This window comes from Kitasatospora sp. NPDC051984 (genome assembly GCF_044593455.1).
Lineage (GTDB): Bacteria > Actinomycetota > Actinomycetes > Streptomycetales > Streptomycetaceae > Kitasatospora.
The window spans coordinates 9,141-28,316 of sequence record NZ_JBIUCB010000002.1 but is presented as its reverse complement, the minus strand read 5'-3'; the positions used below and the strand labels follow the sequence as shown (position 1 = coordinate 28,316).

At 72.3% G+C, this 19,176-nt stretch carries 6 protein-coding genes; all 6 read left to right on the top strand.

From position 1 onward, the window contains the following. Positions 1-359 precede the first annotated feature (359 nt). The gene (locus ACIHEI_RS04105) at positions 360-12,449 is read left to right on the top strand and encodes a toxin glutamine deamidase domain-containing protein (RefSeq protein ID WP_396605502.1); all 12,090 of its coding nucleotides are present in this window, start codon (positions 360-362) and stop codon (positions 12,447-12,449) included. Positions 12,450-12,580: 131 nt separating this feature from the next. Continuing rightward, on the top strand, positions 12,581-12,871 hold the full coding sequence (locus tag ACIHEI_RS04100) for a hypothetical protein (RefSeq protein WP_392945077.1): 291 nt from the start codon (positions 12,581-12,583) through the stop codon (positions 12,869-12,871). Positions 12,872-13,295: 424 nt separating this feature from the next. Next, a complete protein-coding gene (locus tag ACIHEI_RS04095) occupies positions 13,296-13,919 on the top strand; it encodes a hypothetical protein (protein ID WP_396605501.1) in 624 nt (207 codons plus the stop codon). Between the two features lie 125 nt (positions 13,920-14,044). Beyond that, the gene (locus tag ACIHEI_RS04090) at positions 14,045-16,393 is read left to right on the top strand and encodes a hypothetical protein (protein WP_396605500.1); all 2,349 of its coding nucleotides are present in this window, start codon (positions 14,045-14,047) and stop codon (positions 16,391-16,393) included. A gap of 38 nt (positions 16,394-16,431) precedes the next feature. Further along, a complete protein-coding gene (locus ACIHEI_RS04085) occupies positions 16,432-17,349 on the top strand; it encodes a hypothetical protein (protein WP_396605499.1) in 918 nt (305 codons plus the stop codon). A 37-nt stretch (positions 17,350-17,386) separates the two neighbouring features. Beyond that, on the top strand, positions 17,387-19,176 hold a 1,790-nt coding region (locus tag ACIHEI_RS04080; protein ID WP_396605498.1), incomplete at its 3' end, for a hypothetical protein.

The following is a 19,176-nucleotide window of genomic DNA, read 5'->3' as shown; positions in this document are numbered from 1 at the left end:
CCCACGAGCAGGCTCCGCCGCCGGCGCATGAGCAGTCCGGTAGCGGCAGGAACAGCGCCGACGCTCCGCCGCCGTCGCACGAGCAGTCGGGTGGTGGGCGGACCCACGAGCAGGCTCCGCCGCCCGCGCACGAGCAGTCCGGTGGTGGCAAGAACCACGAGCAGGCGGAGGCGGTGCGGCCGACGCACGAGCCGTTGACCGAGCGCACTCCGTCGCAGCCGGCGCATGAGCGGACGGAGGCCGTTCGGCCGACGCATGAGCCGTTGACCGAGCGCATTCCGTCGCAGCCGGCTCATGAGCGGACGGAGGCCGTTCGGCCGACGCACGAGCCGCTGTCGGGGCAGGAGCCGAGCCGGCCGGTGCACGAGCAGCCGGTGCGGAACGAGTCGGGCGGTTCCGGGCGCGACAACGTGCCCGTGGGGCGCGAGAGTTCGGCCGGCGACCAGGGGTCCGTGCGGCCGTCGGGCGACGACAGCGCGCCGCGTCCGCAGGGCGGGGGTGCGGTGCCGAACCTGTCCGGCGTCCTGAGTGGTGCGGCGGGCCTCGCGGGCGCCGCGTCCTCGTCCGGCCACGGCGGTGGCGGCGGTGGCAACACCGGCGGCACGCACCTCGACGGTGCCCGCGGTGCGACCCTGCCGCGTCCGGACGGGGCGACCGTTCCCGGCCAGGGCATGCCCGAGGGCCTCGGTGACACCCCGCCCAACTCCGGTACCCAGAGCCCGAACCAGGGCGCCGTCCCGCCGATGGGCGGCGCCGGGTTCACCCCCGGCCCGGTCGGCGGCGGCAGCCACATCGGTGGCGGCAGCGCCCGAACCGACGCACCGTCAACGTCCGGTGCGCCCAGGCCCGGTAGCCAGAGCGGCACCGTCCACAGCGGCGGCGGCAGCCAGCAGGGTGGCGGTTCGCTGCGCCCCGGTGGCGGTCGTGGTGCACGCCCCGAGACGCACGCCGCGCCGGAGCAGCAGCACACGCCTGCCCCGAAGCCGACCGAGCACGCGACCGCCCCGAACGAGCACGGCGGCAGCAACCGGCCGCACGAGCAGCAGCAGTCGCACGAGGGCAGCACCCGTCCGCACGAGTCGCAGTCGCACGAGGGCGAGCCGCGTCCCAGGACCACGGACGGGCGTCGGATCGACGAGCCCGGCGGGCTGAAGCAGCCCTCCGAGCACGACCAGAAGCGGATCGAGGACGCCGTCCCGCGCGACGAGGACGGCAAGCCGACCACCCACCCGGACCCCCAGCAGGGCGACTGGGTCAAGCACCTCAACGGCGACGGCCCGTTCGCGCCCGGCCGCAACAACAACTGCGCCGACGCGGCACTGTCCTTCATGGACACCTACAACGGCCACCCCACGGCGGCCGCGCCGCGCGTCGAGAACAACGGCGCCGGCGAGAAGGGCGGCCGGGACCGGATCGAGCAGTCGCTCGGCGGCCGGTTCGAGCACCAGGGCGCGGGCGCGGGAGGCCACGAGAAGCTCCAGAAGACCCTGCTGGAGAGCGGTCCGGGCTCGCAGGCGCTGATCATCAGCGCCGACGGCGAGGGCCGTTCGCACGCCTGGAACGTGGTCAACCACGACGGCAAGATCGTCTACGTCGACCCACAGATGGGCCGCACCAGCGACAAGCCGCTGTACGCGGGCGAGGGCGGCCTGTTCGCCGTCCCGCTCGGCCCGAACGGCGCCGCGCTCCACCCGACCAACCACGGTGCGAACCAGGGCGCGAACCACGGCGCCGGGAACGGCACCGGCAACCACCAGGCCGGCGCCCGACCCGAGACCACGCCGAAGCCCGAGACCGCGCCGAAGCACGAGGCGCCGCCGAGGACCGAGACGCCCCCGAAGCGCGAGACAGCCCCGAAGCCCGAGACCGCGCCCAAGCACGAGACCGCGCCGAAGCACGAGGCGCCGCCGAAGCACGAGGAGTCGCCGACGCCGGACGGCCAGCAGCACCCCGAGCCGCACCCCGAGGCGCAGCCCGAGCACGAGAACAACTCGCCGTCGGAGGAGAATCGGCCGGACGACTCGCCCGGTGCCATCGAGGACGCGCCGCCGGTCACCGAGGCGCACGTCCCGACCCCGGAGCGGATGGCGGAGTACGGCGACACGCTGGGAATTCCGCAGGACCAGCTCCCGGTCATGGTGTTCGTGCCGGAGGGCGCCACCGTCTCGACGCCGTTCAAGGACTTCCGGAGCGGCGTCGTCGGCAAGGACAAGCTCCCGTCCTCGACGCTCGACCTCACCCTCGGTGACATCGACGGCGGACGGACGGGCGACCACAGCTCCGCCACCGACTTCGTCCGCCGGATGGGCGAGGGCGCGTACATCGGCCCGAAGGACGGCCGCCCCGGCATTCTGGTCGTCAACCAGTCGACCGCGGTGGGCGGGTTCACCCAGGAGCACGTGATCCAGCACGAGCTGGGCCACCACAAGCAGGTCCTGGACGGCTTCGGCATCGACAAGAAGACCACGAACCCCGCGCTGATCGAGTACCACAACATCTTCACCAACGAGTCGAAGTTCGTCGGTGAGGGCGGCAACCTCCGCAAGGAGTACGTGCCGGCGGACGGGCAGGGCGGCCTGTCCAGCAAGGCCGCGGACGTCGCGAAGAGTGCGCTGAAGGACGCCGACCCGAACTTCAAGAAGTTCCGGGTGCCGCTGGAGGACTACTTCAAGGCGGCGAAGGAGCTCTCGAAGCACGGTTCGCCCAACGAGAGGGAGCTGTTCAGCCGGATCGAGCAGGAGCTGGACTCCGGGCGCTACGCCGGTGACAACAAGTCCCGGAACAACTTCGCGAAGGCGTTCCTGGAGGCGCACGCGGCCAAGCCCGCGCCGACCCCGGGCAACGAGCACGTCCCGCCGAGCAGTTCTTCGTCGCCGGAGTCCTCGTCCTCGCACGTCCCGCCGAGCGCGGGTGCTGTGCCGCCGCCTCCGCATGTCGCGCCGGGTCATGGCGCTGTGCCGCCGCCTCCGCCTCCGCCTTCGCACGTCCCGCCGAGCGCGGGTGCTGTGCCGCCGCCTCCGCCGCCGCCCCCGCATGTCGCGCCGGGTCATGGCGCTGTGCCGCCGCCTCCGCCTCCGCCTTCGCACGTCGCGCCGGGCCAGGGCGCTGTGCCGCCGGCCCCGCATGTCGCGCCGGGTCATGGTGCTGTGCCGCCGCCCCCGCCGCCGCCTCCGCACGTCGCGCCGAACCACGGTGCTCCGTCGGCTCCGCCCGCGCCTCCGCATGTCGCGCCGAACCACGGCGCCACGCCGCCCGCGCACGTGCCGCCGAGCGACGGCGGTCCGGCGCACTCCGAGACGTCGGCCCACAACCCGTTCGAGACGCCGTTCGACACTCCGCCCGGCTCGCGGCCGAGCACGCCGACGCCGCACGAGACGCCGTCGGACGCCGGATCGCTGCGCCCCGACAGCTCGCCGGCCGGGCTGCGCCCGGATGCCGAACCGGCCGGCCTGTTCGGCCCGAAGAAGCCCCTGATCACGCCCGAGGGGCTTACGCCCGAGGGCCGGAACCGGCTCCACCAGAACCCGGACGGGCCGTCCCTCGTCTACCCGCCGAGCAGCAACATGGTGACCCACGCCGGAAAGGCCGTGGCGAACAAGTTCAAGTCCGATCTCTCGCCGGAACTGACGAACGTCAGCAACCACCTGCCGGTGAAGGACGGCAAAACCCACCAGTCGGAGGGTTCGACGGCGAGCGGGAAGCCGAACGCCAAGATCAAGGACCACACCTTCAAGGCCTACGTCGACCCGGCGACCCTGACCCTGGTGGAAGGCGAGGCCGGTGGGAAGCTCCGGGAGCCGCTGCGCAATGCCCTTGGCCCGGACGCCGTCGCCTACTCGGGCAACAAGGTGTTCGAAGAGGCCGCGAAGCTGGACTACCGGTCCAGGCCGACCATGGAGCAGCAGCACGATCGCCGGCAGCTGCTGAAGGACCTCGCAGACCAGAACACGGAGAAGGGCACCTGGATCGACGGCGACCGGGTGGCGGGCCAGCTCGCCGGCCAGGGCTCCGCGATGGAGGGTGTGGACCGCCTGCTGAACGGCCACGGCAACGACGCCGGATTCCCCGGAGTGGTGCTCGGCGAGGGACACGGCCAGTCCGCGACCTGGCCGTTCCTCAAGGACAACATGAAGCAGCTGAAGGCCAGTGGGGTCGACACCCTCTACCTGGAGGCCCTTCGGGACGACGCCGTCCAGCACGACCTGGACAAGTACCTGGACCCGGACCACAAGGGGCCCATGCCCCCGACCCTTCAGAAGGCGGCCGCGAGGTACGACAGCAGCCACGGCGCCAAGCTGACCGAGGTGCTGGAAGCGGCGAAGGCCAACAACGTCAAGGTCCGTGCGGTGGACGGATACCCGGCCCGGACCATCAACGAGGACGGCGGGGTCCACGAGCGGGCCCGCCTGATGAACTCGTACGCGCACGACGTGATCAGCTCGGACGCCGCCAACGGCGGGGGCAAGTACGTGGCCGTGGTCGGCGCCAGCCATGCGCACTCCACGACCGGCTCCGGCGGCGCCGGACGCATCCCCGGCACGGCCGACCTGCTGGGCGTCCCGGCCGTCCACCTGACCCACGGCTCGGGGACGGCGCACGAGGCGCCGCCGAGGGCGAGCCGCGACACGCCTGCGAGCGACGTCCGGCTCAGCTACCTGCCCACTCCCGAGAACCACTCCCCGGCCGGTAACCCGGCGGCCGCCCACAGCGCCGCGCCGTCGGCCCCGGGCGGGCTCGGTCCGGTGCACCCCGATGCGCAGACGCCGCACGGGAGTTCCGAACACCTGGAGGGTCAGGGGCCGCAGCACGACCAGTCCAACCAGCACGACCAGTCCAACCAGCACAATCAGCACGAGGGCACCACCGACCACCAGCCCGCGAACGAGCACAACAACCCCGGGCAGCCGCACGAGCAGCCGAACCACGAGCAGACGTCGCACGAACCGCCGTCCCACGAGCGCTCGTTGGCCGAGAACGAGGGTGGCGGTCCGCGTCACCCGGCCACGGACGGGCGACCGTTCGATGTCGAGGGCGGACTCAAGCGGCCGTCCGAGCACGACCTGAAGCAGCTTCAGGACGCGGTTCCGCACAACGCGGACGGCACTCCGCAGCGGCACCCGGACCCGATGTCGGGCGACTGGGTGAAGAAGCTGAACGGTGACGGCCCGGGTGCCCCGGGTCGGGCCAACAACTGCGCGGACGCGGCGCTTTCGGTGGTCGACACCTATGACGGCCGTCCGACGGTGGCCGCGCCGCGGGTCGAGGACAACTCGGCCGGTGAGAAGGGCAGTCGGGACCGGATCGAGCAGTCGCTCGGCGGCAAGTTCGAGTCGCTGGGCAAGGGCCAGGCCGGGCACGACAAGCTGGCGCAGACGCTGCTGGAGAACGGTCACGGCTCGCAGGCGGTGATCATCAGTCGGGACGGCGAGGGGCGTACCCACGCCTGGAACGCGATGAACCACAACGGTGAGATCGTGTACACGGACGGGCAGATGGGCCGTACCAGTCACACGCCGCTGTACCAGGGCGAGGGTGGCGTGTTCGCCCTCCCGCTCACCCCGGACCGCGCGCCGCTGCACCCGTCCGGCCCGCCCGCCGGGACCACCGACCACCAGGCCGGCCCGAAGCCGGACGCCCAACGACCGGACCCGGCCCCGGGCATGGCGGTCCGACCCGAGCCGCCGCTTCCGCCGATCGAGCAACGTCCCAGTGCCCAGGAGAAGGCCAAGCTCCACCAGGACCCGCCCGGTCCCGCGCTGATCTACCCGCCCTCCGCCGACCCGGCGGCGCTCGCGCAGCACAAGAAGGACAACAAGTTCAAGTTCACCCTGACCGGTGATCTGGCGCTGTCCGCCAACTCGCTGCCGCACAGCGATATGGGCCGCCACCACTCGGGCTCCTTCACAGCGAGCGGGACGCCCGACGTCAAGGTCAGCCCGTACTCGCAGACCTTCAAGTCGCACCTCGACCCGCTGACGCTGAAGGCGCTGCACTCCGACGCGGCGTCGGCGCTGAACGACGGGCTGCGCGCCGAACTGGTGGCGACCGGCGAGACCGAGGCCTACGTGTACGCGGGCAACAAGCTGCTGGAGCACGGCGGCAAGCTCGACTACCGGACCGATCCGAACTTCCAGGCCCAGCGCGAACGTGTCAACGTGCTGGAACGGCTGGCCCGCCAGGACTCGGAGACCGCCTGGCACCCGGTCGACGGGGCACAGGTGCAGCAGCGGTTGGACGGGCAGGCGTCGGCCCTGGACGGCGTCCAGCGACTGTTCCACGGGGAGGGCGCCAACCCGGCGCACCCCGGGATCGTGCTGGGCGAGGGGCACAGCAACTCGCCCAGCTGGAAGTTCCTCAAGGAGAACATGGCCGGTCTGAAGGAGGCCGGCGTCGACACCATCTACATCGAGTCGCTTCGCGACGACTCCCTTCAGCGCGACCTGGACACCTATCTGGAGCACGGCGGCACCATGCCGCCGAACCTGGAGCGGATGCTCCGGTCCTACGACAAGAACCTCAACTCCCCGGAGCACGCCGGTCTCTACGAAACAGTGGTGAAGGCGCAGGAAGAAGGCGTGCGGGTCCGGGCCGTGGACGGATACCCGGCGCGCAAGCCGGACGGATTCGGCAACGCCCCGCTGGAGCAGCGGGCCCGGATGCTGAACTCGTACATGCACGACGCGATCACCTCCGACCGGGTCGGGCAGCCGGGGAAGTACATCCTGGTCACCGGCGAGGCCCATGTGCACGAGCACCCCACCACCGCCGGTGGCGGCTCACGGATTCCCGGCACGGCCGAGATGCTGGGAGCGCCGTCGGTGCGCCTGACCACTCCGGACGGGACGAACGCGGTCGGTGGTACGGCGGTGCACGACCTCCGGCTGGGACACCTGCCGGGGCCGCATGACGTCGCCCCCGCAGCACCGGCCGGCCTCGGCGCGCCCTCGCACGAGCAGCCGAACCACGAGCAGCCGAACCACGAACAGCCGTCCCACCAGCAGCCGAACCACGAACAGCCGAACCACGAGCAGCCGAACCACGAGCGCTCGTTGGGCGACCACGAGGGCGACGGTCCGCGGCGCCCGGCCACGGATCAGCGGCCGTTCGACGTCGAGGGTGGACTGAAGCGGCCGTCCGAGCACGAGTCGAAGCAGCTCCAGGACGCGGTTCCGCACCACGCGGACGGTTCGCCGCAGCGGCACCCGGATCCGAGTTCGGGCGACTGGCTGAAGAAGCTGAACGGCGACGGCCCGGGTGCCCCGGGTCGGGCCAACAACTGTGCGGACGCGGCGCTTTCGCTGGTTGACACGTACGACGGCCACCCGACCGTCGCCGCGTCGCGGACCGAGCACAACTCGGTCGGCGAGAAGGGCGGCCGGGACCGAATCGAGCAGTCGCTCGGCGGGAAGTTCGAGCACCTGGGCAGCGGGCCGGCCGGGCACGACAAGCTGGCGCAGACGCTGCTGGACAGCGGTCACGGTTCGCAGGCGGTGATCATCAGCCGTGACAGCGAGGGGCGCACCCACGCCTGGAACGCGATGAACCACAACGGCAAGATCGTGTACGCGGACCCGCAGTTGGGCCGCACCAGCGACACGCCGCTGTACCCGGGCGAGGGCGGCCTGTTCGCCGTCCCGCTCACCCCGGACCGCGCACCCCTGCACCCGTCCGGCCCGCCCGCCGGCACCACCGGCCACCAGGCCGGCGGCCCGCGTCCGGCGCACCAGCCGGGTGGCGAGGAGCTGCGCCCGGGTGCGTCGCCGGGTGCCACCGAGCATGCCGGGTCCTCGCAACACACTGACGGGGCGCACCAGGCGGAGCAGCAGCAGGAGTCGCACGGCGACGGCGAGCACCCGCCGGTGACGCCCGAGCCGCTGCCTCCGGTGGGTACGCCGGAGTACGGGATCATGCACGACCCGGCCGAGTTCCTGAAGACCAAGCAGGTCTCGGTGGACTTCGCCGCCGGCGTCAAGGAGCGGATGCCGCGTGTGAGGTCGGAGGAGGCCGCCGAGTTCCTGGAGGCCATCAAGGGCCGTGACCAGCACTGGTTCGTGCTGGAGCCGGACGGCCAGACCAAGAACGGCGAGCCGTCGGGCTACCACCTGGTGCCGGCGTGGGAGAAGTACGCCGCGCACTACGAGGGCTTCCCGCGTCCCGACTCCGGCCTGCCGCCGGTCAAGGCGGACCACGAGTACGTGAAGGGCGCGTACATCCCGTACAAGTCCGAGGAGCGTCCCGACCCGAGCCGGCCGGACACCATCGGCCACACCGAGGTGCCGCTGAACCCGCACCCCGACCTGCCGCGCGAGGGGCTGGTGTTCACCGACGCGATGAACGGCTGCGCCCTGGTGACCACCGTCGAGCCGGGCAAGGGCACCTTCACGGCCTGGCACTTCCAGTCGTACTCGTCCGCGGGACACCTGGAGGGCGGCTACAAGTTCCGGGAGCAGCACACCGTCACGTCGTGGATGGGCGTAGGCGACTACTCCCACCCGCTGCCGCTGGACTTCAAGCCGGCTGCGACCAACATGCTGAAGCACGGCCCGAACGGCTGGGAGATGATCAGCCAGGAGTCGCACACGTACGGCGGCAACTCGGAGGCGATGAAGAAGTTCCCGCCGACCCTGCACCCGCCGCAGCGGATCCCGTTCGACGTGGCGACGCAGGACCCCAGGACCGTCGTCAAGATGACGCTGGACCCGTACCACGTCATCGCGCAGGAACGGCTCGACCGCTTCCAGAAGGCGGCGCACGACCTGACCACGGGGCTGGATCCGAAGAACCGCGCGCTCAAGGAGCTGCAGCCGCTGCTGTCCGACATGAACGACATGCTCGGCGCGCAGAACGACCTGGTGAAGGCGTACCAGCGGCCGGACGCGACCCTGGAGGACCTGCAGCAGCTGTCGAACGGCATGAACCGGATCAAGCGTTCGCGCCAGATGTTCCTGGACGAGCACCGGGCCGAGATCGAGCGCCTCGCGGTGGACGCGACGCCGCTGCACCCGAACCGGTCGGCCAACACCGTGCTCTCCGAGTTCGGTTACTCGATCGAGCCCGGAAAGCCGGACTGGGTCGACCACATGGCCTCGGATGTCGCCGCGCAGATCAAGAAGCGCGACGACGCCGCCCAGCAGGTCCCGGCCGACCCGGCGGGCGTCTCTTCGCCGCGGTCCGCGCACGAGTCGCTGTCGCACGAGTCGCTGCCGCACGAGTCGTTGGCGAAGATGCCGGCCTTCACCGGCAAGGACGACGCCACCGCCAACCAGGTGGCCGGCGACCGGCTGGTCGGGCTCCAGGTGCACACCGAGCAGATCTACGAGCAGATCCGGACCAACCTGGGACGGCTGGACCTCGGGCAGGAGGGCCTGACCGGGGGCGTGCCCAACTCCCAGGTGCAGTACAACCTCTGGTCCGGCAACAAGGGGATGACCGAGCGGTACGGCAGCGCCGAACTGACCGGTGAGGGCCAGGCCGAGAACTCGCACGGCTTCATGATGAGCCGCACCGAGGAACACCGGCGGGCGATCCGGGAGCTCAACGAGTTCTACCCCGAGGGCTGGCCGCCGCCGGACCCCGGGTACCAGAAGGAGTTCATCGGCTGGCTGAAGGAGAACGAGAAGCAGGGCGTCGCCTACGACCCGGAGGCGATCCAGCAGAAGTTCTCCGAGCTGCGCGCGGCGGCCAAGGACCGCGCGGGAGAGCTCCTGACCGACGAGGGCGTGGTGCAGGTCGGCGAGCACGGCGCCAGGTTCCAGAACGCCTGGGACCGGGCCTCCGACGACGTGGCGATGCACGCGGCACTGGCGATGGCCGGCTTCCGCAGCTTCGGGCTGGACGAGCCGCACCACGGCAACCCCGAACTGTCCGCCCACCCGGATCCGAAGTCCACCGTCCAGGTGCGGCAGGAGATCCCGATGGCGGAGCGGATCGCCAACGAGGTCGCCGCCGACCTGCACGACAACGTCAAGGCCCGGCGCCAGGTCGCCGACCTGGCCCAGGACCCGGCGCTCAAGGCCGAGTTGCACCGGCTGGCGGACCGGGCGGAGCAGGGCGCCAAGCACTTCACGGAGGGCGCCGAGCAGCTCAAGTGGGAGGAGACCGCCACCCGCGAGGAGCGGGCGGAGCTCGCCGAGCGGCGCAAGCACAGCGCCGAGACGATGCTCCGGGGCCGCGACGAATTCCTCGGCGCCGCAAGGGACTTCGACCAGGCGCTCGGCAAGCTGGGCGTCCCGGCGGCGCACTCGGACTACGTCTCCGACGTCCGCCCGCCGGCGGACCCGGCGGGCCTCGGTGAACACCAGCCGCGCGAGCGGTCGGTGGGGGAGCACGAGGGCGGTTCGCAGCCCCGTCCGGACGCTTCGCCCGGCGCCGCCCCGGACGGCGGATCGTCGCAGCACACCGACGGTGAGCACCAGGGCGGCAACGACGCGCACGGCAACGACGCGCAAGGCAACGACGCGCACGACGGTGCCGAGCACGCCAACGACGCGCACGACGGTGCCGAGCACCCGCCCGCCATGCCCGAGCCGCTGCCGCCGGTGGGTACGCCGGAGCACGGGATCATGCACGACCCGCGCACCTTCCTGGAGGAGAACCTGGTCGCGGTGGACTTCGCCGCCGGCGCCCGGCAGCGGATGCCCGGACTGAAGCCCTTTGAGGAGAACACCCTGCTCAAGGCGATGCGGGGCCGCGACCAGCACTGGTTCGAGATGGTGCCGAACCCGTCCGCGGCCGCCGGCGGGAAGGCCGGCTACTACCTGGTGCCCGCGTGGGAGAAGTACGCCGAGCACTATGCCGACTTCCCCCGGCCCAGTGGCGGGCTGCCGCCGGTGAAGGAGGACAGCCACTACGTCAGGGGCGCGTACGTGCCCTACGAGGCGGACAAGCGGGCCAGCCTCGCCGACCTGAGCACCATCGGCCACACCGAGGTGCCGCTGCACCCGAACCCGGCCCGCCCCCGGGAGGGTCTGGTGTTCACCGACGCGATGAACGGCTGCGCCTTCGTGGCCACCGTCGAACCGGGCAGGGACACCTTCACGGCCTGGCACTACCAGTCGTACTCGGCCTCGGACGCCCTGCGGACGGCCGCCGAATTCCGGGCCGCGCAGACGGTCACCACCTGGATGGGCGGCGGCGACTACGCGGCGGTCCTGCCCCCCGGGCACACCCCGGCGGCGACCAACATGCTGCGTTACGGCCCCGACGGGTGGGAGATGGTCAGCCAGGAGGTGCAGAAGGACGCGCGGAACCCGCTGAACCCGCCGCGGATCTCCCGGCAGTCCACCGTCCCGTTCGAGGTCGGGACGCAGACCCCGGAGGCCGTCGTCAAGATGACGGTCGACCCGTACCTGATCAACGCGAAGGAACAGCTCGGCCACTTCGACGACGCGGCCTACGGCCTGACCAAGGACCTGAGCCTCACGAACCCCCATGTCAGGTCGCTGAACCAGCGCATGGGCCAGATGCGGGAGATGCTCCTGGAGCAGAAGAACCTGGTGGAGGCACTTCAGCGGCCCGACGCGACCCTGGAGGACATCCAGTCCGCCGCGGCCGAGCTGCGCGCGAAGAGCGAGGAGAAGCGGAGGTTCCTCGCCCTCCACGAGAACCACATCCAGTCGCTGGCCAACCAGGTGCTGACGGACTATCCGAACCGGACCACCGCGACGCTGTTCTCGGAGTTCGGCAAGTCGGACTGGATCGGCGTGATGACCGACGATGCCGGCGCCCAGATCCAGAAGCGGGATGCCGCCGCCGCCCAGCAGCTCGCGGAAGCCGGGCCGATCGGGGACCCGGCTGGCGCGCCGCAGGAGCGGGCTTTCGAGTCCGTCCCGGACGACGACCCGCGGGCGCTCAAGCTGGCCGGTTACGTCGGCGGGCCGGGCAACGTGCACCCGCCGATGAGCAACACGCTGCTGGGCCACGTCAATCCGCGGCAGGCGCCGGAGCAGGACGGGACCGGCTTCCGGCCGGGCCCCGAGCTGAACGCGTCGGTGGAGAACGTGGAGGCGTACCGGGACACCCACTTCGGGCGTCCCCGGGTGTCCGGGGACGCCCTGCACGGTGACGCGGCGCCGGCCTCCGGCAGCACGCCGTGGACGCGGCCCGAGGCGCCGGCCGCGTTCGGCAAGGGCGACGACGCGGTGAAGGCACTGATGGAGAAGGTGCAGGCCGGTGGCAAGGGCAGCTTCGCCACCGTGCTGGGCGCCGGCGAGGAGGGGCGCGCCCATGCCGTCGCGCTGGTCCACGACCGTGACGGCCGCCTGCGCTGGGCCGACCTGACGGCACGCCGGGTGTCCGAGGCCACCGGCGGTATGCCGAGCTGCTTCGGCCTGGGCTGGAACCTCTGGGCCTCGGTCTCCGACCCGGAGGAGAACACCATCTCGGGCCCGCAGGACCCGCAGTTCACCGAGACCTTCGGCTCCTTCACCGCCCCCGGGCGCGAGCACTGAGCCGCCGGAACGACCAGGATCATGGACCGGACAGCCCCGACGGGGCCGTCCGGTCCGGACGCCGCCAGCGCGAGCGTCGCGGCTCCGGCCGCACCGCTCGCGGCACACATCGCACCACAGGAGGAACCCGCATGATCACCCAGGACGAGGCCATCGCGAAGGCGCAGGCATGGCTGAACGAAGGCGCCCCGGAGGGGACCGCGCGTGAGGTCAAGTTCCGGGAGTTCGACCTCGGTTGGGTGGTGTGGGCCGCGCCCGCGCCGCTGGAGGTCGACCCGGTGACCGGCCAGGTCCGCCCGCCGGCCAACCTCGGCGACGCCACCGGCGTGGTGGACCGCGGGACGGGAGAGCTCAGCACCTGGCCGTCGATCCCGATCGACGCGGTGATCGCCGCCTACCAGGAGCGTCAAGCCGGACGGTGACCCCGGCGGCTCCACCGCGACGGCCGGGTCTCTGCGCGAAGAGGCCCGGCCGCCACCACAGTTCACCGAGAACCGCGCAATCCACACCGGACATTCACGACCTCCCCCGAACGGAGCGCCCCCACTGTCACACGGCCGGTGATTCACGCCGGGAATTTACCAACTGCATACCTTTGGGCCACCTGCCCGGTTCCGCTGTTCTGCGAAGCTCGTACCGAGGTGACGTCTCGTCACTTCGGTTGTTGTGCTTGGCAGGTACGCCCTCGGACACCTAGTAAAGTTACCTGACAAATGAGCGGGTGTGGCAGCCTCGGGTGCCTTCGGCCTGCCCTGGATCCGGCGCGGGCGCTGCGGCGCGCCCCGTTTCGGTGGGCGGCCCGGCGGGGGCCCGACTGCCCGGGGGCGGTGACCGGGAGGGTGAACAGTGGCGGACGAGACGGTATGGATCGACCTCGACGAGGTCGATGCGGCAGCCAAGAAGATCATGAGCCTGCTACAGGAACTGGAAGGCCCGGCCAACCAGTTGGAGGCCGTGATCAAGCAGGTCGAGGAATCGGTGTACGGCACCGACCTGCTCGGGAAGGCCCTCAAGGGCTCCGGATCCTCGGTCGGCGGCCTGAGCAAGCACCAGCAGCAAACCCTCACCGGGATCCGGGCGTTGCTGAAGAACGCCAACGCGATGGGCCAGAACCTCCAGACCATGGCGGCCCGGCACCGGACCAACGACGAAGAGCACAGCGGCAAGATCGGCCAGATCAGCACCAGCGGGGACATGCCGGCCTCCCCGCACCTCGCGGGCGCCCAGCCTGCCACGGACCGGGTGGGTACGGACCGCGTCATCCGCGCGCCGCACGAGACGCTCGCGCCGGAGACGGACAGCACGCCGATCCCGCCGCCGCCGGCCGCCATCAAGCCGATCGGCAACACCGACGCGGGCGACGACTACCACCGGGCCGACGCGCCCACGCTCGACTACAACCACCACAAGGCAAGGACCACGGACGAGCAGGTCCGTGGCAGCGGCCCCGGCACCCGGCAGGTCATCTGACGTACCCGCCGGGCGACTTGTCGCCCGGCGGCAGCTCAGCTGCGCCCGCCCCGTCCCACTGTCGCCGGGGGTGGCAGCAACACCCCCGAGCCGACTCCGAACGTCCGACCGGAGAGTCTCCCGCCATGATCCAGCTGCCCGCAGACCTCGCCGAGGTACTGAAGACCGTTCAGAAGAACGAGAACGGGAAGGACATCGCCTTCCCCGACGCCAACGAGGAACTCCTCGCCGACCTCGCCGCCGCCTGGGACAAGTGGAACCAGGTCGCCGACACCCACGTGCGCGCGATCGCCGAGACCGCCCAACGGGCGATGGAGAGCATGTCCGGCCCCGCCGCCGACACCTTCCAGCAGTACCTGCAGAAGTTCGCCGGCGGCGAGGACTCGCACGTCGCGACCACCCTGCAGTCCGGGCGCGCGGTCGCCAAGTCGCTGCACGGCGCGTCGGGCGCGGTGATCGACACCAAGAACGAGATGGTCCGTGAACTCCAGTACGCCAAGACGTACATGGAGCAGAACCCGGCCGGCAAGCACGACGACATCGCCAACTCCGAAGGCATCAAGCAGGCCGCGGCCGTCTACCACCAGTACGTCGGAGCGGTCGGCAGCGACGTCGACGGCATGCTGCGGAAGAACGCCGGCCACATCGCCGACATGACCGGCATGGCCCAGACCTGCAACCTCAACGGCGCCGGTGGCGCGGGTGGCGCCGGAGGTCCGGGCGGCGTGGGCGGCGTGGGTGCCGACATGACCGGGGGCAGCCCCTCCGTCGTGCCCGCCGGGCTGCGCACCGGCGCCGACGGCAACGTCCCCGGCAGCCCGCTCGGCGTGGGCGCCCAGGCCACGCCCCACCCGTTCTCGCTGCCCGACGCCCCCGGTGCGCCGGGCTCGCACGTCGGCGGGGTCGGGGCCACGGGTGGCATCGGCGGGATCGGATCGACGGGCGGTATCGGTGGGGTCGGATCGACGGGCGGCGTCGGCGGGGTCGGATCGACGGGCGGTGCGAGTGGCGGTCCGGCGCTGACGCCGTTCAAGCTGCCCACCCCGAACATGCCCAACTTCGGCCAGGACGGCGGGGCCGGCGGCGGCGGGACGCCCGCGTTCCACCCGTTCAGCAGCTCCGGTGCGGGCCCGCTGAACCTGGCGGGCCTCGGTGACCTCGGCAACGTCGGCAACGTCGGCACCAACTCGTCCGGCGCAAGCCACTACTCGCCGCTCGGCAGCGGCAACTACAGCCCCGGCACCGGCGTCGGCCCGAGCGGCGGTGTCCCCGGGGGGAGCCCGTTCGGCAACATCGGCGGAATGCCCAACACCGGTGGCTACAAGGGCAGTTCGGGTAGCTCCCCGTCCCGTCGCCTGACCCCGTTCAGCGGTGGCGGCGGAAGCCCGTTCGGCGCGGGCGGCTCGACCGCGCGCGGCGGCTTCGGCGGTTCGAGCGCGCGTGGCGGCGGCGCGGGCGGCGGTGTCGGTTCGGCGATGCGCGGCGGCGGCGCGGGTGCCGGTGTCGGCAGCAGCTCGCTGGCGTCCCGGGCCGGTGGCGGTGCCGGGCTCGGCGCGTCCGGCAAGGGCCTGTCCGGCGCGTCCTCGGCGGCCGGCCGGATCGGCTCCAGCGGGCTCGCCAGTGGCGGCGCGGCCGGGCGCGGCGGCGGCGCAGCCGGTGGTGCGGGCATGGGCGCGGGCGGCCACATGCCCGGCACGGGTGGTGCGGGCCGCGGCGGTGGCGGCAAGGACAACAAGGGCGCCAACCGCTTCCTCAGCGCCACCCGGTTCGGCGCCGAGGGCGAGGAGGAGGACGAGCTGCTGCACGACAGCGGCATCCTCGGCCAGGCCGGGGACGTCGGTCCGCGCGACCGCAACTGGTCGCGCGCACGCCGCCGTTGGCTGGACGACGCGCGCGCCGAAGGCCACTTCGCCGCGCCCGAGACCGCTGCGGCCCCGCCCGCTCCGGCCGGCCCCGCCAGCGAGCAGGAGGCGCTCAGCCAGCTGGCCGGCATCCTGCTCGGCACGGGCGGCGGCGCGGAGGCGGGTGCGGATGCGGCCGCCGGTGCCGGTGCCGGTGCCGGTGCCGGGGATGCGGCGGCGGACGCGACCGCGACCGGCGGTGGCGGCGGGTCGGCGAGCGGCCTGGCGGGTCGTCGCGAGGCCGCGGCGGCCCCGGCGGAGACGTCGGCCGACAGCTCGGACGACGCTTACCTGGACCGTGCGCGCAGCGTCGCCGCCAGGCGTGGGCACGGGGACGCGCCAGCTGCCGGGGCGGCCGGATCGGCCGGTTCGGCCAGTTCGGCCAGTTCGGCCGGGGCGTCCGCGACTTCGGGGTCGGCCGGTTCGTCGGGTTCGGGCGCTGCGGCGGGCGAGGGTGGGACGCCGCAGCGCGCCCCGCTGCGCGAGGAGGGCGGCTTCCAGGTGCCCAGCCCGTTCCTGCGCGCCGCCCTGTCCCGCCTGGCCACCGCGCCCGGCGCTCCCGCCGCGGGCTGACCGCGCCCGCCGTCGATCCGACCAGACGAAGGAGCACCGTGAGCAACGACGAGCAGGCCTGGTACGCCGCCACCGAACCCGCGGAGACGGCCCGGCTGAGGGTGGGCACCGTCCTCCCCGCGAGCGTCCCGGTGGAGCCGCGCCAGCAGGCCGTCCCCGCCGAGGAGCCGGGCTGGATCAGCCCCGAGCCGTACCAGCAGGCCGAGGCGACCCCGCTCCGGCCCTTCGAGCAGGCGGAATCGGCGCGGATCGCGCCCGAGGCGTTCCAGCGGGACGTGGCGGCCACGCCGTTGCGGCCGTTCGAGCGGGAGGTGGCGGCCTCGCCGGTGGAGCCCTTCGAGGGGGCGGAGACCCCGCGGATCACGGCCCGTGGGCTCGGCCGGTCCGAACCGGCGGTCGCCGCGAAGCCGACGGAACGGGGGACGCCCGCGGAGCACGCCACCGCTCCGTCGGCGGCCCGCGGGAAGTCGGACACCGCCGCGGCCAACCGGATCAGCAGTCGGCCCGCATCCGTCAACCGGGACGCGTCCGGGAGCGCCGGCCAGGGCTTCCAGGTCGACCCCGCGCAGTACCAGGCCGCGGTGTCGCCGATGCTCGCCGTCGCCGAACAGGTCGGCTCGCTGTACGCCTCGCTGAGTTCGTACCTGCCGTCGCTGGAATCCCAAAACCCTTGGGGCAACGACGAGTCGGGCAAGCAGTTCGCCGAGGGCGAGAAGGGCTACCTGAAGTACAGCAAGGACACCCTGGACGTCATCAAGGGTCTCCCGGCCGCCCTCAAGGGCATCGCCGACGGCCTGAAGGCGATGGCCGACGGCTACCAGAGCGCCGACGACGGCGTCATCACCGAGCTGAACGGCGTGGACCCCGGCAGCGCGCCGATGCCCGCCTCGCCGCAGCAGGCGGCCACGGCACCCATGCGGATCACCCCGCGGATCTACCAGAGCGGAAGGCACTGACCAGATGGCTGTCGAACTCCCGGAGCCCCTCCAGTGGGTGCTCCTGCTGCTCGCGGGCTGCCGCTGGCCGGAAGCCGACGAGGACCAGCTCCGCGACATGGCCGACCACTGCCGCAAGGCCGCGGAGACCCTGAAGGACGCCGCGCAGAGCGGCGACGCCACGATCAAGCGCGCACTCGAGGGCCAACAGGGCGTCGCTGCCGAGGCGTTGGGCAAGTACTGGGAGAAGTACTCGGTCGGCAAGGGCACCGAACAGGACCCCGGCTACCTGCCCGGCGCGATCAACGCGCTCAACGGCATGGGCGACATGCTGGAGCAGGTCGCCAACTCCGCGGAGACAGCCAAGATTCAGATCATCGCCCAACTCGGCATCCTGGCCTTCGAGATCGCGACCGCGGAGGCCGAAGCGCCGTTCACCGGCGGCCTCTCGATGCTGGAGGTGCCCGGGTTCATCGCGGCGAGCAAGCTCACGGTCATGGCGACCCTGAAGGCCCTGCTCAAGGAAATGATCATCATGGCGGCCAAGCAGGCCGCCCAGATGGCCGCGATCAACCTGATGGCACAGGGCATCGAACTCGCCGAGGGCCACCGTAAGAGCATCGACATGAAAGAAGTCGGCGAAAGCGCCAAGGGTGGCGCGATCGGCGGCGCCTCCGGCCACCTGATCGGCAAGGGCATCGGCAAGGCGGGCGAGAAGCTCGGCGTCGAGACCGCGCTCAAGTCCACCGCCGGCAAGATGGCCACCGGCGCGGCCGTCGGCGTCGGCGCGGACGTCTCCACCCAGCTGATCACCACCGGCAAGGTCGACGGCAACTCCCTGCTCGGCTCCGGCCTTTCGGGCGGCGCGGGCGCGGGTCTGCACGCGGGCGCGTCCAAGGTCAAGGGGCACTTCGCCACGCCGAAGGCGGCGGAAGCGCCGAAGCTGCCCGGGGCCGGTGGCGGTGCCGGCGCGGGCGAGCATGGTGGGACGCCAAGCTTCAACAAGTCCGACACCGCCACGGGCGCCTCCGCGTACCACGGGCCGTCCGGCGGCTCCGGTGCCGGTGCTTCGCGCACGGCGGAGTCGGGGGTGTCGAGTTCGGGGTCGTCCAACTCGGGTTCGTCGGCTTCGGGTTCGTCGCACGAGACGGGATCTGGTGCTGGTGCGTCGAAGGTCAGCGGGCTGACCCCGTTCGGCGGGGGACGGTCCGGGGACGCTCCGTCCGCCGGCTCGTCGGCCGCCGGCCACAACACGGCGCCGACGCCGACGTCGACGCCGACCACGCACGAGCAGGTGGCGTCGCACGTCCAGGAGTCGATGGCCCCGCGCGCCGAGTCGCGGGCTGCCGCGCCTGCGCAGGAGTCGGTGCCGCGTCAGGAGAGCGTCGCGCCCACGCGTGAGCAGGCGACGCCGCGCGGCGAGTCGCAGCTTGCCGCGCCTGTGCATGAGTCGGTGCCGCGCCAGGAGGGCGTTGCCCCGGCCGCCGAGCGGTCCGTGCCGCGTCAGGAGTCGGTGGCTCCGGTGCATGAGAATGTCGCTCCGCGCGGCGAGTCGCAGTCTGCTGCGCCTGTGCATGAGTCGGTGCCGCGTCAGGAGAGCGTTGCCCCGGCCGCCGAGCGGTCCGTGCCGCGTCAGGAGTCGGTGGCTCCGGCGCACGAGAACGTCGCTCCGCGCGGCGACTCGCAGCCTGCTGCGCAGGTCCATGAAACAGTGCCGCGTCAGGAGAGCGTTGCCCCGGCCGCCGAGCGGTTCGTGCCGCGTCAGGAGTCGGTGGCTCCGGCGCACGAGAACGTCGCTCCGCGCGGCGACTCGCAGCCTGCTGCGCAGGTCCATGAAACAGTGCCGCG

Coding starts and splice junctions, on each gene's coding strand:
- ACIHEI_RS04100 (WP_392945077.1), top strand. CDS start 12,581: ATGATCACCCAGGACGAGGCCATCGCGAAGGCGCAGGCATGGCTGAAC.
- ACIHEI_RS04090 (WP_396605500.1), top strand. CDS start 14,045: ATGATCCAGCTGCCCGCAGACCTCGCCGAGGTACTGAAGACCGTTCAG.